This window comes from Methylobacterium sp. J-092 (assembly GCF_022829325.1).
Lineage (GTDB): Bacteria > Pseudomonadota > Alphaproteobacteria > Rhizobiales > Beijerinckiaceae > Methylobacterium.
In genome coordinates this window covers 49,176-65,630 of sequence record NZ_JAKSXU010000206.1, presented here as the reverse complement: position 1 = coordinate 65,630, position 16,455 = coordinate 49,176, and the positions used below count along the sequence as shown (strand labels likewise).

General features: G+C 72.5%; 15 protein-coding genes. 5 read left to right on the top strand and 10 right to left on the bottom strand.

The genetic code is table 11. The features are described 5' to 3' along the window. Positions 1-318 precede the first annotated feature (318 nt). Positions 319-996 carry a class I SAM-dependent methyltransferase gene (locus MKK60_RS26100; RefSeq protein ID WP_243989053.1) on the top strand — a complete coding sequence of 226 codons (678 nt, stop codon included), beginning with the start codon at positions 319-321 and terminating at the stop codon, positions 994-996. 3 nt (positions 997-999) lie between these two features. Here MKK60_RS26100 and kdsA read toward each other — a convergent pair whose 3' ends face one another. From kdsA to MKK60_RS26085, 3 genes are read right to left on the bottom strand one after another with little or no spacing between them, the layout of a single operon-like run. Continuing rightward, positions 1,000-1,857, bottom strand: coding sequence for a 3-deoxy-8-phosphooctulonate synthase (kdsA, locus tag MKK60_RS26095; RefSeq protein WP_243935832.1), 858 nt, complete (start codon positions 1,855-1,857; stop codon positions 1,000-1,002). Positions 1,858-1,867: 10 nt separating this feature from the next. Next, the gene (locus MKK60_RS26090) at positions 1,868-2,392 is read right to left on the bottom strand and encodes a hypothetical protein (protein WP_243933823.1); all 525 of its coding nucleotides are present in this window, start codon (positions 2,390-2,392) and stop codon (positions 1,868-1,870) included. Then, the gene (locus MKK60_RS26085; protein ID WP_147728974.1) at positions 2,389-3,684 is read right to left on the bottom strand and encodes an aminotransferase class I/II-fold pyridoxal phosphate-dependent enzyme; all 1,296 of its coding nucleotides are present in this window, start codon (positions 3,682-3,684) and stop codon (positions 2,389-2,391) included. Before MKK60_RS26085 ends, MKK60_RS26090 begins: the two co-directional genes overlap by 4 nt. Positions 3,685-3,850: 166 nt before the next feature. On the opposite strand from MKK60_RS26085, the gene MKK60_RS26080 reads away from it, so the two are divergent. After that, positions 3,851-4,096: a hypothetical protein gene (locus MKK60_RS26080; protein WP_147844588.1), complete on the top strand. Its 246-nt coding sequence runs from the start codon at positions 3,851-3,853 to the stop codon at positions 4,094-4,096. A 16-nt stretch (positions 4,097-4,112) separates the two neighbouring features. Here the strand turns inward: MKK60_RS26080 and mutL are convergent, their stop codons facing one another. Then, positions 4,113-6,065 carry a DNA mismatch repair endonuclease MutL gene (gene mutL, locus MKK60_RS26075; protein ID WP_243989052.1) on the bottom strand — a complete coding sequence of 651 codons (1,953 nt, stop codon included), beginning with the start codon at positions 6,063-6,065 and terminating at the stop codon, positions 4,113-4,115. Between the two features lie 197 nt (positions 6,066-6,262). On the opposite strand from mutL, the gene MKK60_RS26070 reads away from it, so the two are divergent. Then, the gene (locus MKK60_RS26070; RefSeq protein WP_243946543.1) at positions 6,263-8,101 is read left to right on the top strand and encodes an outer membrane beta-barrel protein; all 1,839 of its coding nucleotides are present in this window, start codon (positions 6,263-6,265) and stop codon (positions 8,099-8,101) included. A gap of 24 nt (positions 8,102-8,125) precedes the next feature. On the opposite strand, the gene MKK60_RS26065 is transcribed toward MKK60_RS26070, so the two are convergent. The 6 genes from MKK60_RS26065 to MKK60_RS26040 form a co-directional block, all read right to left on the bottom strand. Continuing rightward, on the bottom strand, positions 8,126-8,710 hold the full coding sequence (locus tag MKK60_RS26065) for an AprI/Inh family metalloprotease inhibitor (protein ID WP_243933827.1): 585 nt from the start codon (positions 8,708-8,710) through the stop codon (positions 8,126-8,128). Between the two features lie 169 nt (positions 8,711-8,879). Then, positions 8,880-9,683, bottom strand: coding sequence for a succinate dehydrogenase iron-sulfur subunit (locus tag MKK60_RS26060; RefSeq protein WP_147727562.1), 804 nt, complete (start codon positions 9,681-9,683; stop codon positions 8,880-8,882). Positions 9,684-9,779: 96 nt separating this feature from the next. Further along, the gene (gene sdhA, locus MKK60_RS26055) at positions 9,780-11,597 is read right to left on the bottom strand and encodes a succinate dehydrogenase flavoprotein subunit (RefSeq protein ID WP_147727561.1); all 1,818 of its coding nucleotides are present in this window, start codon (positions 11,595-11,597) and stop codon (positions 9,780-9,782) included. A gap of 31 nt (positions 11,598-11,628) precedes the next feature. Continuing rightward, positions 11,629-12,048 (bottom strand): succinate dehydrogenase, hydrophobic membrane anchor protein, encoded by a 420-nt coding sequence (gene sdhD, locus MKK60_RS26050; protein ID WP_243989051.1) that lies wholly within the window; start codon positions 12,046-12,048, stop codon positions 11,629-11,631. Positions 12,049-12,060: 12 nt separating this feature from the next. Next, positions 12,061-12,462 carry a succinate dehydrogenase, cytochrome b556 subunit gene (gene sdhC / locus MKK60_RS26045; RefSeq protein ID WP_147843280.1) on the bottom strand — a complete coding sequence of 134 codons (402 nt, stop codon included), beginning with the start codon at positions 12,460-12,462 and terminating at the stop codon, positions 12,061-12,063. Positions 12,463-12,649: 187 nt separating this feature from the next. Continuing rightward, positions 12,650-13,951, bottom strand: coding sequence for an SLC13 family permease (locus tag MKK60_RS26040; RefSeq protein ID WP_147843279.1), 1,302 nt, complete (start codon positions 13,949-13,951; stop codon positions 12,650-12,652). 193 nt (positions 13,952-14,144) lie between these two features. Here MKK60_RS26040 and MKK60_RS26035 point away from each other — a divergent pair, with 193 nt between their 5' ends. Both MKK60_RS26035 and MKK60_RS26030 read left to right on the top strand, forming a co-directional pair. Continuing rightward, positions 14,145-15,041 carry a LysR substrate-binding domain-containing protein gene (locus MKK60_RS26035; protein ID WP_187275534.1) on the top strand — a complete coding sequence of 299 codons (897 nt, stop codon included), beginning with the start codon at positions 14,145-14,147 and terminating at the stop codon, positions 15,039-15,041. A 196-nt stretch (positions 15,042-15,237) separates the two neighbouring features. Beyond that, entirely contained in the window at positions 15,238-16,425 is a 1,188-nt protein-coding gene (locus tag MKK60_RS26030) for an FAD-dependent oxidoreductase (protein ID WP_243989050.1), read from the top strand. Positions 16,426-16,455: the final 30 nt, after the last annotated feature.

Sequence of the window (16,455 nt, the reverse complement as noted above, 5' to 3'; positions counted from 1 at the left end):
CACAGATACGGCATCCGCTCTTCCGTGGGAATGATCGTTCGGTCGCAGGTGACGCCGATCAGGACCTCCGGTGATGGATGCCTGCTGCGAGAACCGAATGCGTGTGATGAACGGGAAACTATCAGGGGGATGGACGGGTGAACAGGCGCGACGATTGATCTCGCGATCACGAAGCGGCGCGTTCGTAACGCCCCGACAGAACCCGCGGGCCGCTGCAGCCGGATGATCGCGGCGTTCCCGCTCTCCGCCCCGCGGCGGTTGCACCGTGCCGGCCGCCCCGCGATGGTGCTCCGGAACGCCCGGACCGGACCTTGCCCCATGGATACCCTCTCGCTCGTCCTCGACGCGTTCTCGCCGATCGCGGGGCGCCGCATCGTCGATATCGGGTGCGGCCCCGGGGCGATGTCGGCTGCGCTGGCCGGCCACGGCGCGCGGGTGACGGGGATCGACCCCGGCGAAGCGGCGGTCGCGGCGGCCCGGCGCCGGGCGCCGGACTGCGCCTTCGAGATCTGCTCCGCCGAGGCCCTGCCGTTCTCCGACGGGACCTTCGGCGGCGCGGTCATCCTCAACGCCCTGCACCACGTTCCCGACCCGCGCGCGGCGCTGGACGAGGCGGCCCGCGTCGTCGCACCGGGCAGCCGGATCGTCGTGGTCGAGCCGCTGGCCGAGGGCAGCTTCTTCTCGGCGCTCAAGCCGGTCGAAGACGAGACCGCGATCCGCGCCGCGGCGCAGGGCGCCATCGCCGAAGCGATCGCGGCCGGGGCGTTCCTCTGCCTGTCCGACACGAGGTTCGTGCGCCGCGAGGCCTTCGCCGACCGCGACGCCTTCCTCGAGCGCGTGGCGGCGGTCGATCCGGCGCGGTGGGCCGCGATCCGCGACAACGCGTCGGCGATCGCCGACGCCTTCGCGGCCGCCGCCGAGACGGATGCGGGCGGGCGCCACGTCCTGTCGCAGCCGCTGCGCGCGCACGTCCTCGTGGCGGCGACGACGTCCTGAGCCTTACGCGTGCGCCTTGGCCAGCCGGTCGAAGGCCAGGAGCTCGGACACGAGCGCCGGCATGTCCCGCAGCGCCACCATGTTGGGGCCGTCGGAGGGGGCGCGATCGGGATCGGGGTGGGTCTCGATGAAGACACCCGCGACGCCGACCGCGACGGCGGCCCGCGCCAGCACGGCGACGAAGCGGCGCTCGCCGCCCGAGCTTCCCCCCTGCCCGCCCGGCTGCTGCACCGAGTGGGTCGCATCGAACACGACCGGCGCGCCGCCCGTGACCGCGGCCATGATCGGCAGGCTGCGCATGTCGGAGACCAGGGTGTTGTAGCCGAACGAGGCGCCGCGTTCGGTGACGATCACGTTCGGGTTGCCGGCCCCGGTGACCTTGGCGGCCACGTGCTGCATGTCCCAGGGTGCGAGGAACTGGCCCTTCTTCACGTTGACCACGCGGCCGGTGGCGGCGGCGGCCAGCAGCAGGTCGGTCTGCCGGCACAGGAAGGCCGGGATCTGGAGCACGTCGACCACCTCGGCCGCCGGCCCGCACTGCCCGGCATCGTGCACGTCGGTGAGCACCGGCAGGCCGTAGCGCGCCTTGATCTCGGCGAAGATCGGCAGCGCGCCGGACAACCCGATGCCGCGGGCGGCGCCGCCCGAGGTGCGGTTCGCCTTGTCGAACGAGGCCTTGAACACGAGGGCGATCCCGAGGGACTCCGCCATCTCCTTCAGCGCGGCCGCGATCTCGAGCGCGTGGTCGCGGCTCTCGAGCTGGCACGGGCCGGCGATCAGTGCCAGCGGCAGGTGGTTGCCGAAGGCGACCGTGCCGGCGCGGACGGTTCTGGGCGTTGGGCTGTCGGTGGAATCGGGCATGGCCGGAGGCTTAGCCCGCCGGAGCCTCCCGCGAAAGTCCGGCCTTGCGGCGCAGGGCGGGCGGCCGGTTCGGCACCAGCACGCAGACGGTGAGGTCGCCGGCCAGCGCGTCGGCCCGCGGCCCGGTCTCGCAGCGCAGGGCCGCCTTGCCGGCGACGCCCTGGCGCGGTGCGTCGGCCAGCAGCGAATCCTGGTGGACCTGCCGTGCCAGCACCTCGGCGGTCTCGGCGTCCGCGCCGGCGAGCGCACGCGCCGCCCGGCCGATCAGCTCGTAGAAGCCGCGCTCCGGCTCGCGGTCGCGGGAGGCGAACACCATCCGCGCCGGCGCCCGGCAATCGAGGCTCATGCGCTCGGCATCGGTCGCGCGGAACACCGCGCGCGTGCCGGCGCGGCCGGCGAGCGAGGCGCCGGTGGCGCGGATCATCGCGGCGGTCAGCCCGTCGCAGGACGCGACGCGCGCGGCGCGCGGCGCGGCGCAGGCCGGCAGCGTCGCCGCCAGGACGAGGAAGCCGGCCGCCCGGAGCAGGCCGCTCATTCCTGCGGCGCCGCGCGCACCGCCCGCTCCGATTCGAGCGCGGCGAGCAGGATGCAGAGCGCGATCCCTTCCGCCGCCTCCCGGACCTCGGACAGGCTCGGATAGGACGGCGCCAGCCGCAGCGCCGCGTCGCGGGGGTCGCGGCCGTAGGGGAAGGTCGCGCCGGCCGGCGTCAGGCCGATGCCGGCGCCCTTGGCCAGCTCGACGATGCGCTCGGCGGTGCCGACGCCGGCGTCCACGCTGACGAAGTAGCCGCCCTCGGGCCGGCTCCAGGCCACGTCCGTCCCGGTCAGGTGCCGCGCGAGCGCCTCGGTGACGGCGGAGAACTTCGGGGCGAGGAGCTCGCGCTGGCGCTCCATGTGGGCGGTGAGCCCCGCCGCGTCGCGCAGGAAGCGGACGTGCCGGAGCTGGTTCAGCTTGTCCGGGCCGATCGTGCGCTTGCCCGCCCGCGCGAGGTACCAGCGCACGTTGTCGGGGGAGCCGGCGAAGAAGGCCAGACCCGCGCCGGCGAGCGTGATCTTCGAGGTCGAGGCGAAGATGAAGGCGCGGTTCGGATGCCCGGCCGCCCGGCAGGCTTCCAGGATGTCGGGGATCGCGTGGTGCTCGGGCGTGAGGTGGTGGACGGCGTAGGCGTTGTCCCAGAACAGGCGGAAGTCCGGGGCGCCGGCCTTCATCGCGGCGAGCCGCCGGACGGTCTCCTCCGAATAGATCTCGCCGGACGGGTTCGAGTATTTCGGGACGCACCACATCCCCTTCACCGCCGGGTCGGCGACGAGGGCCTCGACCACCTCCATGTCCGGCCCGTCCGGCGTCATCGGCACCGGCAGCATGCGGATGCCGAATTCCTCGCACAGGGCGAAGTGGCGGTCGTAGCCCGGCACCGGGCAGAGGAAGGCCGGCGCCTCCTCGCGCGACCACGGGCGCTCCGAGCCCGGCACGCCCTTCAGCATCGCCCAGACGATGCAGTCGTGCATCACGGCGAGGCTCGCGTTCTCGGCCACCACCACCTGCTCCGCGGGCACGCCGAGCAGCGCCGGCCCGAACAGCGCGCGCGCCTCCGCCAGGCCCTGCAGGCCGCCGTAGTTGCGGGCATCCTCCCCCGACGCCGTGGTGTGGTCACCGTTGCCGGGCAGCGCCAGCATGCCCGACGCGAGGTCGAGCTGCTCGGGCGAGGGCTTGCCCCGGGTCATGTCGAGCTTGAGCCCGCGGGCGCGGAACGCTTCGTAGGCGCCCTGCGCCTGCGCGTAGCGCGCGGCCAGTTCGGCGGGGGACAGATCTGCGAGTGCGGTCATCGGGAAGGCGCCGGGTTGTTCGGATGTCGGGCGTGTCATAGGCCGATCCGTGTGCGAGCGCACGCGAAAGGCGCGTCGGCGACGCGGTCGAACCCCGACCGGGCTTTCCAGGTGCCGGACGGCTGGGCTAGGTTCGCGGCGAGGGGGTGCTCGCTCCGAGAGCGCCATGATCGACGACGTCTTCACCTATGGCGGACAGGCCCTGGGTTTCGTGGCGATCGGCCTGTGGGCCTGGCTCGCCCTGACCGCACCGTCGCTGCAGGCCTGGATCCTGGCACGCTACGAGGACGAGTTGCGTCTCGGCGCCGCGCCGTCGGCGCCCGCGCGCCCGGACCGGATGGGGCTCGTCGCCGGCGGCGTGACGATGGTCGCGATCCTGTGCCAGTCGATCGGGTTCGCGATCCCGGACTGACCGGGCGCCACCCCGCTCAGCGTCTCCCGAACAGCCGCTCGATGTCGTGGCGGCCGAGGGCGACGTAGGTCGGGCGGCCGTGGTTGCACTGGCCGGAATTCGGCGTCGCCTCCATGGCGCGCAAGAGCGCGTTCATCTCCTCCGGGCGCAGGCGCCTTCCGGCGCGGATCGAGCCGTGGCAGCTCATCCGCGACAGCACCGCGTCGAGGCGCCGCCCGAGCGGGCCGTCCTCCAGGGCCCCGGCCCCGCCCTCCTCGACCCCGCTGTCGTCCAGCGCGTCGAGGATGTCGGCGACGAGGTCGCGCACCGAGGCGCCGGCCAAAGCCGCGGGCACCGCGCGCACCAGCACCGCCCCGGGGCCGAACGCTTCCAGCGTCAGGCCGAGCCGGTCGAGCTCGGGGGCGGCCGCGGCCAGCCGCTCGGCGGCCTCGGGCGCCATCTCGATCACGTCGGGGATCAAGAGGCCCTGGCGCAGGATGCCGCCCGCCGCGCGCTCGCGCTTCATCCGCTCGTAGACGAGGCGCTCGTGCGCCGCGTGCTGGTCGACGATCACCACGCCGTCGCGGGTCTGCGCGACGATGTAGGTCTCGTGCAGCTGCGCCCGCGCGGCGCCGAGGGGATGGTCGAGGGCATCCTCGGCGCCATCGAGGCTGCGCAGGTCGGCCGCGGGCGGCGCCAGGTCGGCCATCGGGTCCGGAAAGGCGTCGGCCGCGCCGTCCGGCGCCAGCGGTGCCTGCGCCGCCTCGCCGAAGCCGTGCGGCCGATCCGGCGCCGGCCGGTGGAAGCCGGACGGGGCCGCGACGGACGGGGTGCCCGGGCGGAACAGGCCGGTCCGCGCGCTCTGGAACAGGCTCGGGCTCGCCGTCCCGCCATGCTGCGTCAACGGGATGCCGCCCGAGGGACGCAGGGCCTCGAGGGTGCGGGCCGCCACGCCGGTCGAGGCCCGCGCCCCGCCGCGGCGCAGCGCCTCGTGGATCGCGCTGACGACGAGCGCCCGCACCAGCCCCGGATCGCGGAACCGCACCTCGGTCTTGGCCGGGTGGACGTTGACGTCGACGAGGCCGGGCTCGCAGGCGATCGCCAGCCCGAGCACCGGATGCCGGTCGGAGCGCAGGGTGTCGGCGTAGGCGCCGCGCACCGCGCCGAGCAGCAGGCGGTCGCGCACCGGCCGGCCGTTCACCGTGAAGTGGATGTGGTTGGCCGCGCCGCGGTGGAAGGTCGGCAGCCCGACATGGCCGGTGAGCGAGAAGCCCTCCCGCGCCATCGCCACCCGCAGGGCGTTCGCGGCGAAGTCCGATCCCAGCACCTGCGCGAGCCGGGCGAGGCTCGCGGTCGCGTCGTCCGGCTCGGCCCCGGCGAGCGCCGGCAGCACCAGCGGCGTGCCGTTCTCGCTCGTCAGCGTGAAGCGGATCGCGGGCTGCGCCACCGCGAGCCGGCGCAGGATGTCGGAGACCGCCGCGCTCTCGGCGCGGTCGGATTTCAAGAACTTCAGCCGCGCCGGCGTCGCCGAGAACAGGTCGGTGACCTCGATCCGGGTGCCGCGCGCCGCCGGCGCCGGGCGCACCGCGCCGCGCAGGCCCGCCTCGACGGTGAGCGCCGCGCCCGAATCCGCGTCCGCCGTGCGGGTGGTGATCGACAGCCGCGAGACCGCGCCGATCGAAGGCAGCGCCTCGCCGCGGAAACCCAGCGTGTCGATCCGGGTCAGGTCGCCGCCCGGCAGCTTCGAGGTGGCGTGGCGCTCGACGGCGAGCAGCAGGTCGTCCGGCGACATGCCGGCGCCGTCGTCGACCACCCGGATCAGCCGCCGGCCGCCGGCCTCGATCGTCACCGCGATGCTGCGGGCGCCGGCATCGATCGCGTTCTCGACCAGCTCCTTGACCGCCGAGGCCGGCCGCTCGACCACCTCGCCCGCGGCGATGCGGTCGACGAGGACCGGGTCGAGACGGCGGACGGGCTGCGGGGCGGACATGTCCGGCCGCTTATAGACCCTGCCCGCGCCTCGATCCATCGGCGGCGGCGATCCGCCGGTGGATCCGGTCTCCTCCGATGCTCCGCCGCCCGTGCCGTTGACGCTGCATTAACCACGCCCGGCTAGCCTTCGTTAACCACGCGGAAGCGGTGCGACGGTCGTCTTCGCACGCGCCCAGCCAGGGGAGTCGGGATCCGGTGCTGGGCTTGGAGGGCGAGGGGCATGCGCGACGGGAGGCGGGCCTTGCCTGCGGCCTCGCGCTGCTGCTCGCGGGCCTGCCGGCCGCCGTCGCGATCGCCCTCCCCGGCCCGGCGCAGGCGCAGGCAACGCGGTTCGAATCCCTGAGCCCCGTCGCCGGCCAGCCCGACAACCCGGGCATCGGGCAGGATCCCGGCCAGGACGGATTGCCGGTGCTGCGCCGCAACCGCCTGTCGGAGGGCCCGCCCCGCCTCGGCAACGGCAATTCCGGCGAGGCGGCGGGCGGCGAATCCTCCGGCGGCCTCACCTCCGGCGGCGCCAGCCTGTCGGGGCCGACCGGGGCCGAAGCCGGCGCCTCGAATCTCGACACCCGGGTCCGCTCCTCCGGCAGCCGCACCGGCGGCGCCACGTCCGGCACCAACAACCGCGCCCCGATCAGCCTGCTGCGTCAGCGCGCGGCGCCGCCCCGGCGCCTGGGGACGGCGACCAAGCGCTACACCCAGGACGTCACCCAGATCCCCGCGCCGGCCCTGCGGCTCTCGCCGGTGATCCAGAACCCGGTGGTCGGCGTGCCGCTGCCGGCCGAGGCGCCGCGGCCGCAGGCGCCGGGATTGCCGCTGATCAACCCGCTGAGCGGCGTCCTCACGCCGGGGGCGCTGCTGACCAACAGCCTGCGGCGGCCGATCGCCACCGAGGACGCCTACGCGCCGCTCGGGATCAGGCTCGGCAGCTTCACGGTGCTTCCGTCCTTCACCCAGAGCCTCGGCTACGACACCAACCCGGACCAGACCACGCCGTCGCTCGCCAAGGGCTCGGTCGCGCTCCGGAGCGAGGGGGAGCTGAATTTCCGCTCGGACTGGTCGCGGAGCGAGCTCGCCGGCGAGTTGCGCGCCGGCTACCTCGAGACGCCGGAGAACGAGGCGGCGAGCCGCCCGAACGCGGCCGGCACCGTGCGCCTGCGGATCGACGCCAACCGCGACCTGCGGATCGACGCAGAGACCCGCTTCCTCGTCGACACCCAACGCACCGGCAGCCCCAACCTCCAGGCCGTGACCGCGACTAACCGGCCGATCGTCGCGACCTACGGCACCTCGCTCGGCGCGACCGAGACCTTCAACCGGCTCTCGGTGTCCCTGCGCGGCTCGGTCGACCGCTCCGAGTTCGAGGATGCCCGGCTGTCGGACGGGACGGTGATCAGCCAGGCCGACCGCAACCAGAACCAGTACAGCATGCGCCTGCGCACGGCCTACGAGGTGACGCCGGAGATCAGCCCCTTCGTCGAGCTGCTCGCCGACACGCGGGTCTACGACCTGCGCCGCGACACCAGCGGCCTGCGCCGCGATTCCGACGGCATCGCCGCCTCGGTCGGCGCGACCGTGAACTTCACCCGCTCGATCAGCGGCGAGATCTCGGGCGGCCTGCAGCACCGGACCTACGTCGACCCAAGCCTGCGCGGCCTCGACGCGCCGATCCTCGCAGCCGCCCTGGTCTGGGCGGCGACCCCGCTGACCACCGTGCGCCTGAACGCGCAGGCCGGCGTCACCGAGACGACGGTCCCCGGCTCCAGCGGCATCCTGACCCAGACGGCGACGCTGGAGGTGCAGCACGACCTCCTGCGCAACCTCTCGATCATCGTCGGCGGCGCCTACCTCCGCAACGACTACCAGGGGGTGTCGATCCGCGAGACCGGCTTCTCGGCCACCGCCCGGCTCGATTACCGCTTCAACCGCTGGCTGACGCTGCGCGGCACCTACCTCTACCAGGAGATCACCAGCACGGCGGCGACGGCGAGCTTTTCCGACAACACCTTCCTGCTCGGGCTGCGGGTGAACCCGTAGCCCCGGTGCGCGGGCCCTCCCGGTTCAGCGCACCAGCGCGAGGGAGGCGCCGGACTTGGTGAGCGCGCCGTCGAGGGCGCCGCCGCCCTGCCGCAGGCGGGCGGCCACCGTGCCGCCCTGCTGGTACAGGTAGACCTCGCCGTCGCGGAAATCCCAGGCCGTGACCTTGGCCAGATCCTTGTTCGGGCAGCCGGCGGCGGAGGCCTTGTAAAGGTCGAGGGCCGGCGCGCTCGAGAGCGTCACCTTGCAGCTTCCGCCGGTCGCGTCCTTGGCGTCCCAGGCACCGACCACCGAGGCGCGCCCGCTCGCCACCACCGGCGGGGCCGGGGGCGGGGCGACCACCGGCTCGGGGATGACGTTGGAGGCCGGCGGGGCGATCGACGCCTGCGCGCCGATCGGTGCCTCGTCCGGCGCGGCGGTGGCACCGGGCGGCGGCGCGAGCGGCGCCGAGGTCACGGCGCCGGAGGGCATCGCCGGAGCGATGTTGTCGATGGCGGCTTGCTGTGCCGGCCCGCGGACGCGGGGTCCGTCGAAGCGCTGGGACGCGCAGGCGCCGAGCCCTGCCGCCAGCGCGAGGAGGGCGATCGTCGAACGGTACTGACGCGGCATCGGTCTCGGCTTCCCCGGCGCACGTGCGGCGCCCCTTGCGAGCCCTTGCGTCGGGGGCAATTGCGATGCCCGCAAGGCGGCCGGTCGGGGAACGGTCTTCGGAGGGCCCGCGCGCGAGGCTTTTCGGGCCGAGTGTGGCGGGGCGGCCTCAGTCGGCTGCCCCGCCGGATCACACCGTGCGCTCGACCATCATCTTCTTGATCTCGGCGATCGCCTTGGCCGGGTTCAGGCTCTTCGGGCAGGTGTTGGCGCAGTTCATGATCGTGTGGCAGCGATAGAGTTTGAACGGGTCGTGCAGCGCGTCGAGGCGGTCGCCGGTGTTCTCGTCGCGGCTGTCGATCAGCCAGCGATAGGCCTGCAGCAGCGCCGCCGGGCCGAGGAACTTCTCGCCGTTCCACCAGTAGCTCGGGCACGAGGTGGTGCAGCAGGCGCACAGGATGCACTCGTACAGCCCGTCGAGCTTGGCCCGGTCCTCGGGCGTCTGCGGCCACTCCTTCTCGGGGGCCAGGGTGTCGGTCTTGAGCCAGGGCTCGACCGAGGCATGCTGGGCGTAGAAGTTCGTCAGGTCGGGGACGAGGTCCTTCAGCACCGGCATGTGCGGCAGCGGATAGATCTTCACCGCTGCGGTCTTGCGGCCCTTCGCGTGCTCCTGGCACTCGTCGATGCCCATGGTGCAGGCGAGCGCGTTCTGGCCCTCGATGTTCATGGCGCAGGAGCCGCAGATGCCCTCGCGGCAGGAGCGGCGGAACACCAGCGTCGAGTCGACCTTGTTCTTGATCCACAGCAGCGCGTCGAGCACCATCGGCCCGCAATCGTCGCGGTCGACCTGATAGGTGTCGATCCGCGGGTTCTTCCCGTCGTCCGGGTTCCAGCGGTAGACGCGGAACTCCTTGAGGTTCTTGGCCCCCGTCGTCGCGGGCCAGGACTTGCCCTCGGTGATCTGGGAGTTCTTGGGGAGGGAGAATTCGGCCATGGCTGTCGTTGGCTTCCGCTAGAGTCGATCGAAGCAACGATCGGCAAGACGCATCGGGAACGCGGTCCCGCCGATCGGCTTTCCGAAGCGCGCAGCTTAGTAAACGCGCGCCTTCGGCTCGATGTACTGGATCTCATTCGACATCGTGTAGGTGTGGACCGGGCGGTAATCGATGCTCACCCGGTGGGCGCTCTCGTCGAGCCACGACAGGGTGTGCTTCATCCACTCCTTGTCGTTGCGGTCGGGGAAATCCTCGCGGGCGTGCGCGCCGCGGGATTCCTCGCGGTTGGCGGCCGATTCCATGGTGACGACCGCCTGGCCGATCAGGTTGTCGAACTCCAGGGTCTCGAGCAGGTCGGTGTTCCAGACGAGCGACCGGTCGGTGATGCGGATGTCGGCGGATGCCGACCACACCTTGTGGATCAGGCCCTTGCCCTCCTCCAGCACCTCGCCGGTGCGGAACACGGCGCAGTTGTTTTGCATCGTCTTCTGCATCTCGAGGCGCAGATCCGCGGTCGGCGTGGAGCCGTCGGCGTAGCGGAAGCGGTCGAGGCGGGTCAGCGCCTTGTCGGCGGAATCCTTGGCCAGGTCCATCGGCCGGCCGTTCGGCTCGACGATCTCGGCGCAGCGCTGGCCGGCGGCGCGGCCGAACACCACGAGGTCGATCAGCGAGTTCGAGCCGAGGCGATTGGCGCCGTGCACCGAGACGCAGGCCGCCTCGCCGATCGCCATCAGGCCGGGCACGACGGTGTCGGGGTTGCCGTCGCGCAAGGTCAGCACCTCGCCGTGATAGTTCGTCGGGATGCCGCCCATGTTGTAGTGCACCGTCGGCAGCACCGGGATCGGCTCCTTGGTGACGTCGACGCCGGCGAAGATCTTGGCGGATTCCGAGATGCCCGGCAGGCGCTGGTGGAGGATCGCCGGGTCGAGGTGGTCGAGGTGCAGGAAGATGTGGTCGCCGCCCTTGCCGACGCCGCGGCCGGCCCGGATCTCCATGGTCATCGAGCGCGAGACCACGTCGCGCGAGGCGAGGTCCTTGGCCGACGGGGCGTAGCGCTCCATGAAGCGCTCGCCCTCGGAATTCGTCAGGTAGCCGCCCTCGCCGCGGGCGCCCTCGGTGATCAGGCAGCCGGCGCCGTAGATGCCGGTCGGGTGGAACTGCACGAACTCCATGTCCTGCAGCGGCAGGCCGGCGCGCAGCACCATGGCATTGCCGTCGCCGGTGCAGGTGTGGGCCGAGGTCGCCGAGAAGTACGAGCGGCCGTAACCGCCGGTGGCGAGGATCACCATCTGCGCGCGGAAGCGGTGGATCTCGCCGGTGGCCTGGTCCATGGCGATGACGCCGCGGCAGCGGCCCTCGTCGTCCATGATCAGGTCGAGGGCGAAGTACTCGATGAAGAAGTTGGTCTGGTTCTTCACCGCCTGCCCGTACAGGGTGTGGAGCATCGCGTGCCCCGTGCGGTCGGCGGCCGCGCAGGTGCGCTGCGCGGTGCCCTTGCCGTAATCGGTGGTCATGCCGCCGAACGGGCGCTGGTAGATCTTGCCCTCTTCCGTGCGCGAGAACGGCACGCCCCAGTGCTCGAGCTCGTAGACGGCCGCGGGAGCATTGCGCACGAGATACTCGATCGCATCCTGGTCGCCGAGCCAGTCCGACCCCTTCACGGTGTCGTACATGTGCCAGCGCCAGTCGTCCGGGCCCATGTTGCCGAGCGAGGCCGAGATGCCGCCCTGCGCCGCCACCGTGTGCGAGCGGGTCGGGAACACCTTGGTGATGCAGGCGGTGCGCAGGCCCGCCTGGGAGCAGCCGACGGTGGCGCGCAGGCCCGCGCCGCCCGCGCCGACGACCACCACGTCGAAGGTGTGGTCGGTGATGGGATAGGCGGGTCCCTGCCCGTTCTGTCCGTTGGCGGCCATGGAAGGCTCCTTCAAGATCGCGAGTGGCAGGTCAGACGAGGCGGCCGAGCCCCACGCGCAGGATCGCGTAGAGGCAGGCCACGGCCACGACGACCGCGTAGAAGTTGTTGGCGAACACCGCGGCGACCTTCAGCCCCGGGCTGTGGACGTAATCCTCGATGATCACCTGCATCCCGAGACGCATGTGGATCGCGACCGAGGTCACGGCGAGGATCAGGACGATCGCGACGAAGGGGTGCGACACCAGGGCCACCGCCTCCGCGTAGGAGCGGCCGGCCATCAGCGCGATGATCACCACGAAGGCGAGCATCAAGGGCGCGTTGGCGGCGGCGGTCAGCCGCTGCATCCACCAATGCCCGACGCCGTGGTGGGCGACGCCGAGGCCGCGGACGCGGGCGCGGGGCGTGCGGATCGAGACCTGCGGGTTCTGAAGGATCTTGGCCTTGGCCATGGCGGGAACTCCTCAGCGCGCCAGAAGGGCGACGGCCCAGACGACGATGGTCAGCGTCGTTGAGCCGATCAGGGTGGCGCGGGCCAGCGCCATGCGCTTGTCGCGGTCGAAGCCGTATCCGGCATCCCACACGAAGTGCCGCAGGCCGCCCAGCATGTGGTGCAGCAGGATCCAGGTGTAGGCGAACAGCACGATCCGCCCGATCCAGGACCCGAAGAACCACGCCACCCAGGCGTAGGCCGCCGGGCCGGAGGCGAGCGCCACGAGCCAGATCGCGACGAGCGCGGTGCCGCCGTAGAGCGCCGTGCCGGTGACGCGGTGGAACACCGACATCGCCATCGTCCAGGTCCAGCGATAGATCTGGAGATGCGGCGAGAGCGGCTGGGCGACGGTGGGGCGTGCGGTGGGTGCCATCGTGCGGGAGGCCTCGTGTCGTTCTCGGAACCGGGTCGATCTTGGAATTGGACCGTCTCTAATCTGTAGCGCTAGAGGCCCGAGCGTTTCGCCGCAATGCGGCATGGCAGGACGGAGATGACGATTTCGTCGGGATATCGCCTGCTGCTGGGCACGGCGGCCGCCGTTCTCGCGACACGTATCCTTCTCATGGCAGTCGCCCGATCAGCCGCCACCAGAGGTAGTCGAGCGGCGCGGCGACCAGCAGCGTCGCGACCCCGTAGGCGAAGGTCGCGCGCGTCGCGTCCTTCAGCGACACGCCGCCGAGCTCGCGCGCGAACACGATGGGCGGCGCCTGATACGGGAAGAACAGCGTCGCGTAGCCGAGCACCTGCACCATCACCACGTCGAGCACAGGCCAGCCGCTGGCCTGTGCCATCTCGCCCGCCAGCGCCGTGTAGAGCGCGGGCGCGCCGTTGGCCGTGACCACGAGGGTGAGCGCCGTGGCGACGCCGGTCAGCACCGCGAAGTTCTGCACGGTCGCGCCCGGGCTCAGGGGCGCGACCGCCAGCAGCGCGTGGCCGAGCCGCTCGCCCAAGCCGGTCTCGTTGACGACCGCCACGAGGCCGAGCAGCGCGGCGATGTAGAAGCAGGTGCGCAGCGAGACCTGCGCGAAGGCGTCCGCCGGCAGCACGCCGATCCGCGGCATCAGGCAGATCACCGCGGCCGAGAGCCCGACCCAGGCCGGGGCGATGCCGTGCAGCCCGTCGGTCATCCATAGCGCCAGCGTGCCGACGAGGATCGCGGCCAGCCGGCGCTCGGCGGGCGAGGCCGGGGGCAGGGCCGGCAGCGCCGCGGCACCGGATTCGAGCCGGTCGGGGAACAGCGTCACGAGGAGCGCCACGAGCAGCACGCCCTTCACCAGCGCCAGGACCGGCGCGTGCAGCCAGAGATAGGGCAGGTAGGTGAGGTGCAGGCCCTGGAGCCGCTCGGCCGCGCCGGCCATCACCAGGTTCGGCACGTTGGCGGGCAGGATCGCCGCCGACAGGATCGGGGTCGCGAGCCCGACCGCCATCACCGCGCCGATCCGGCCCTTCCGCCCGGGCGCCAGCCCGAACGCGTCGCAGAGCGACAGGGTCACCGGAATCATCAGCGCGATGCGCCCGAGGTTCGACGGCATCACGAAGGCGAGCAGGAAGCTGAACCCCACGAGCCCGGCGACGAGGCGCGGATAGGAGCCCGAGAGCCGGCCGCTCAGCCCCTGCGCCAGGCGTGCGCCGAGGCCGGTCCGCGTCATCGCGAGGCCGACCACCATCCCCGACATCACCAGCCAGAAGGCCGAGGCCGCGAAGCCGGAGAACACCGTCGCTGCCGTGCCGAGCTTGAGCAGCATGGCGAGGGCGAAGAACAGCAGCGCGGTGACGATCTCGGGCAGCAGCGCCGTCGCCCAGAGGCCCATGCAGAGCACGAGCAGCGCGCCGGTCGCCCAGATCGTCGTCCCGCCTCCCACGCCGCCCTGCCCCTACCCTGTTCGATCCGCCCGATGGTTAGGGGCCCGATTGGAACGGTTCGCAATACGGATTTCCTTGATGATGCCTTCGCGATCGGCGAAGGCTGAGCGTCGGGAGCGCGCGTTTCGCAGTCGCTCGTGCATCGCGGTGGCGCCGGCAGCGGCTTCGCGGCCCGCGTAAGGAAGCCCGGTGATGATGCGCTTCGACCTGTCCGACCTCACCCTCTTCCGCCACGTGGTCGAGGCCGGCTCGATCACCCACGGGGCGGCGCGCGCGAACCTCGCGCTCGCCGCCGCCTCGACGCGGATCCGGGCAATGGAGACCTCGCTCGGCGCCGCCCTGCTCACCCGCACCCGTCTCGGCGTCACGCCGACCCCGGCCGGGCGGGCCTTGCTGGCGCATGCCCGCGGGCTGATCGCCGCGATCGAGCGGATGCAGGGCGAGCTCTCGGCCTTCTCCGGCGGCACGGTCGGGCAGATCCGGGTGCTGGCCAACACCAACGCGCTCACCGAATTCCTGCCGGATGCGCTGGCCGCCTACCTGGCGAAGAACCCCGGGGTCAGCGTCGAGATCGACGAGCACACCTCGGACGAGATCGTCGGCCTCGTCGCGGACGGGCAGGCCGACCTCGGCATCCTGTCGGGCACGGTCGACACCGGCGACCTCGAGACCTTCCCGTTCCGGCAGGACCGCTTCGTGCTGGTGGCGGCGCGCGGGCACGCCCTGGCCGGGCGCGGGGCGGTCGCCTTCGCCGAGGTGCTGGCGCACGACCTCGTCGGTCTCGACCGGGCGAGCGCGCTCACCCGGTTTCTCGCCGACAAGGCGGCGCGCGTCGGGCGCCCGATGCGCCTGCGCGTGCAGCTGCGCGGGTTCGACGCCGTCTGCCGTCTCGTCGATGCCCGCGTCGGCGTCGGCATCGTGCCCGAGAGCATGGCCCGGCGGGTCGCCCGCGGCCTCGACATCGCCGTCGTGCCGCTGGTCGAGCCGTGGGCGACGCGCGCCCTGACCCTGTGCCTGCGCAGCTACGAAGGCTTGCCGACCTTCGCGCAGGAATTCGTGACGCACTTGCGCGACGGTCGCGACGCCTGAACAGACCGCACCATGTCGTCGTCGATGAAGGCGCGACGCGATCTCTACCTTCGGTAGAACATTGCCACGATGTTTCTCGCTGGTCACGAAGGGTTGATCGCGAAGAACTACGCAAGGATCTTCTTTTCGGGATGGTTGCGACTTCTGTACCGTGCGGGCGTGTCGAAGGCGCCCCTGCCGGAGGGATGTGCTCGCCATGCCTGCTCAGACGGACTGCTTCGACGTCGTGGTGATCGGCGCCGGCCTGGCCGGAACCTGCCTGGCCGGCCGCCTCGCCCGCGACGGCCGCAGCGTCGCACTGATCGACACCCACGCCGTCCACCCGCACGATTTCCGCGCCGAGAAGTACGGCTCCGCCCAGATGTCGCTGTTCGAGTCCCTCGGGTTCGGCGCCGCCGCCCGCGGGTGCACCACGAGCACCGACGCCGTCCGGGTCGTGCGCTTCGGCAGCCTCGCGCATTGGGAGCGCAACACCGAGTACGGCGCCGCCTATCCCGACCTGATCAACGCCCTGCGCGCCGACCTGCCCGCCGGGCTGCTCACCGTCGGCCGGGTCGCCGACCTCGATCTCGGCCCGGAGCGGCAGGTCGTCACCCTCGGCGACGGGCGCCGGTTCGCCGGCCGCCTCGTGGTGCTGGCGACGGGGCTCGGCGACGTGCTGCGCCGCAAGGCCGGGATCGTCCGGCGCGTGATCGGCGAACGCCACTCGCTGGCCGTCGGCTTCGACATGGCGGCGCCGCGCGACGCCTTCCCGTTTCGGGCGATGACCTACTTCTCCGAACGGTTCGGCGGGCGCGACGCCTACCTGACGCTGTTCCCGCTCGGCGAGACCATGCGGGCGAACCTGTTCGGCTACCAGCAGCCGAACGCCCCCTGGACGAAGGCGTTTCGCGCCGAGCCGGAGGCGGCCCTGCGCGCGCTGATGCCGGGGCTCGCGGCCCATTGCCCGGACCTCGCCGTCGCCGGCTCGGTCGAGGTGCGCCCGATCGACCTGATGCGGGCCGAGGGCCACGTCCGCGACGGGGTGGTCCTCGTCGGCGACGTGTTCCAGACCGCGTGCCCGATTCCCGGGACCGGGATCGGCAAGGTGCTGACCGACGTGCGGCAACTGGCCGACGCCCACCTGCCCGGCTGGCTCGCGACGCCCGGCATGGGTGCCGACAAGGTCGCCGCGTTCTATGTCGACCCGGTCAAGGTCGCCTGCGACGCGGCGAGCCTGCGATCCAGCCTCTACGCCCGCGCGCTCGCCACCGAGACCGCCCTGCCCTGGGCGGTCCGCCGGGTGCGCAACCGCGTCGCGCGCCACGCGATCCGCTACGCGACGGGCGCCTCGCAGGGAGCGGTGCGCGCCGCCTCGGCGGTCGCGGCCCACTTGGCGCTCTGACCGCGCCGGGCGGTTGCCCCGTGCGGCCAT

Coding starts and splice junctions, on each gene's coding strand:
- MKK60_RS26100 (WP_243989053.1), top strand. CDS start 319: ATGGATACCCTCTCGCTCGTCCTCGACGCGTTCTCGCCGATCGCGGGG.
- kdsA (WP_243935832.1), bottom strand. CDS start 1,857: ATGCCCGATTCCACCGACAGCCCAACGCCCAGAACCGTCCGCGCCGGC.
- MKK60_RS26090 (WP_243933823.1), bottom strand. CDS start 2,392: ATGAGCGGCCTGCTCCGGGCGGCCGGCTTCCTCGTCCTGGCGGCGACG.
- MKK60_RS26085 (WP_147728974.1), bottom strand. CDS start 3,684: ATGACCGCACTCGCAGATCTGTCCCCCGCCGAACTGGCCGCGCGCTAC.
- MKK60_RS26080 (WP_147844588.1), top strand. CDS start 3,851: ATGATCGACGACGTCTTCACCTATGGCGGACAGGCCCTGGGTTTCGTG.
- mutL (WP_243989052.1), bottom strand. CDS start 6,065: ATGTCCGCCCCGCAGCCCGTCCGCCGTCTCGACCCGGTCCTCGTCGAC.
- MKK60_RS26065 (WP_243933827.1), bottom strand. CDS start 8,710: ATGCCGCGTCAGTACCGTTCGACGATCGCCCTCCTCGCGCTGGCGGCA.
- MKK60_RS26060 (WP_147727562.1), bottom strand. CDS start 9,683: ATGGCCGAATTCTCCCTCCCCAAGAACTCCCAGATCACCGAGGGCAAG.
- sdhA (WP_147727561.1), bottom strand. CDS start 11,597: ATGGCCGCCAACGGACAGAACGGGCAGGGACCCGCCTATCCCATCACC.
- sdhD (WP_243989051.1), bottom strand. CDS start 12,048: ATGGCCAAGGCCAAGATCCTTCAGAACCCGCAGGTCTCGATCCGCACG.
- sdhC (WP_147843280.1), bottom strand. CDS start 12,462: ATGGCACCCACCGCACGCCCCACCGTCGCCCAGCCGCTCTCGCCGCAT.
- MKK60_RS26035 (WP_187275534.1), top strand. CDS start 14,145: ATGATGCGCTTCGACCTGTCCGACCTCACCCTCTTCCGCCACGTGGTC.
- MKK60_RS26030 (WP_243989050.1), top strand. CDS start 15,238: ATGCCTGCTCAGACGGACTGCTTCGACGTCGTGGTGATCGGCGCCGGC.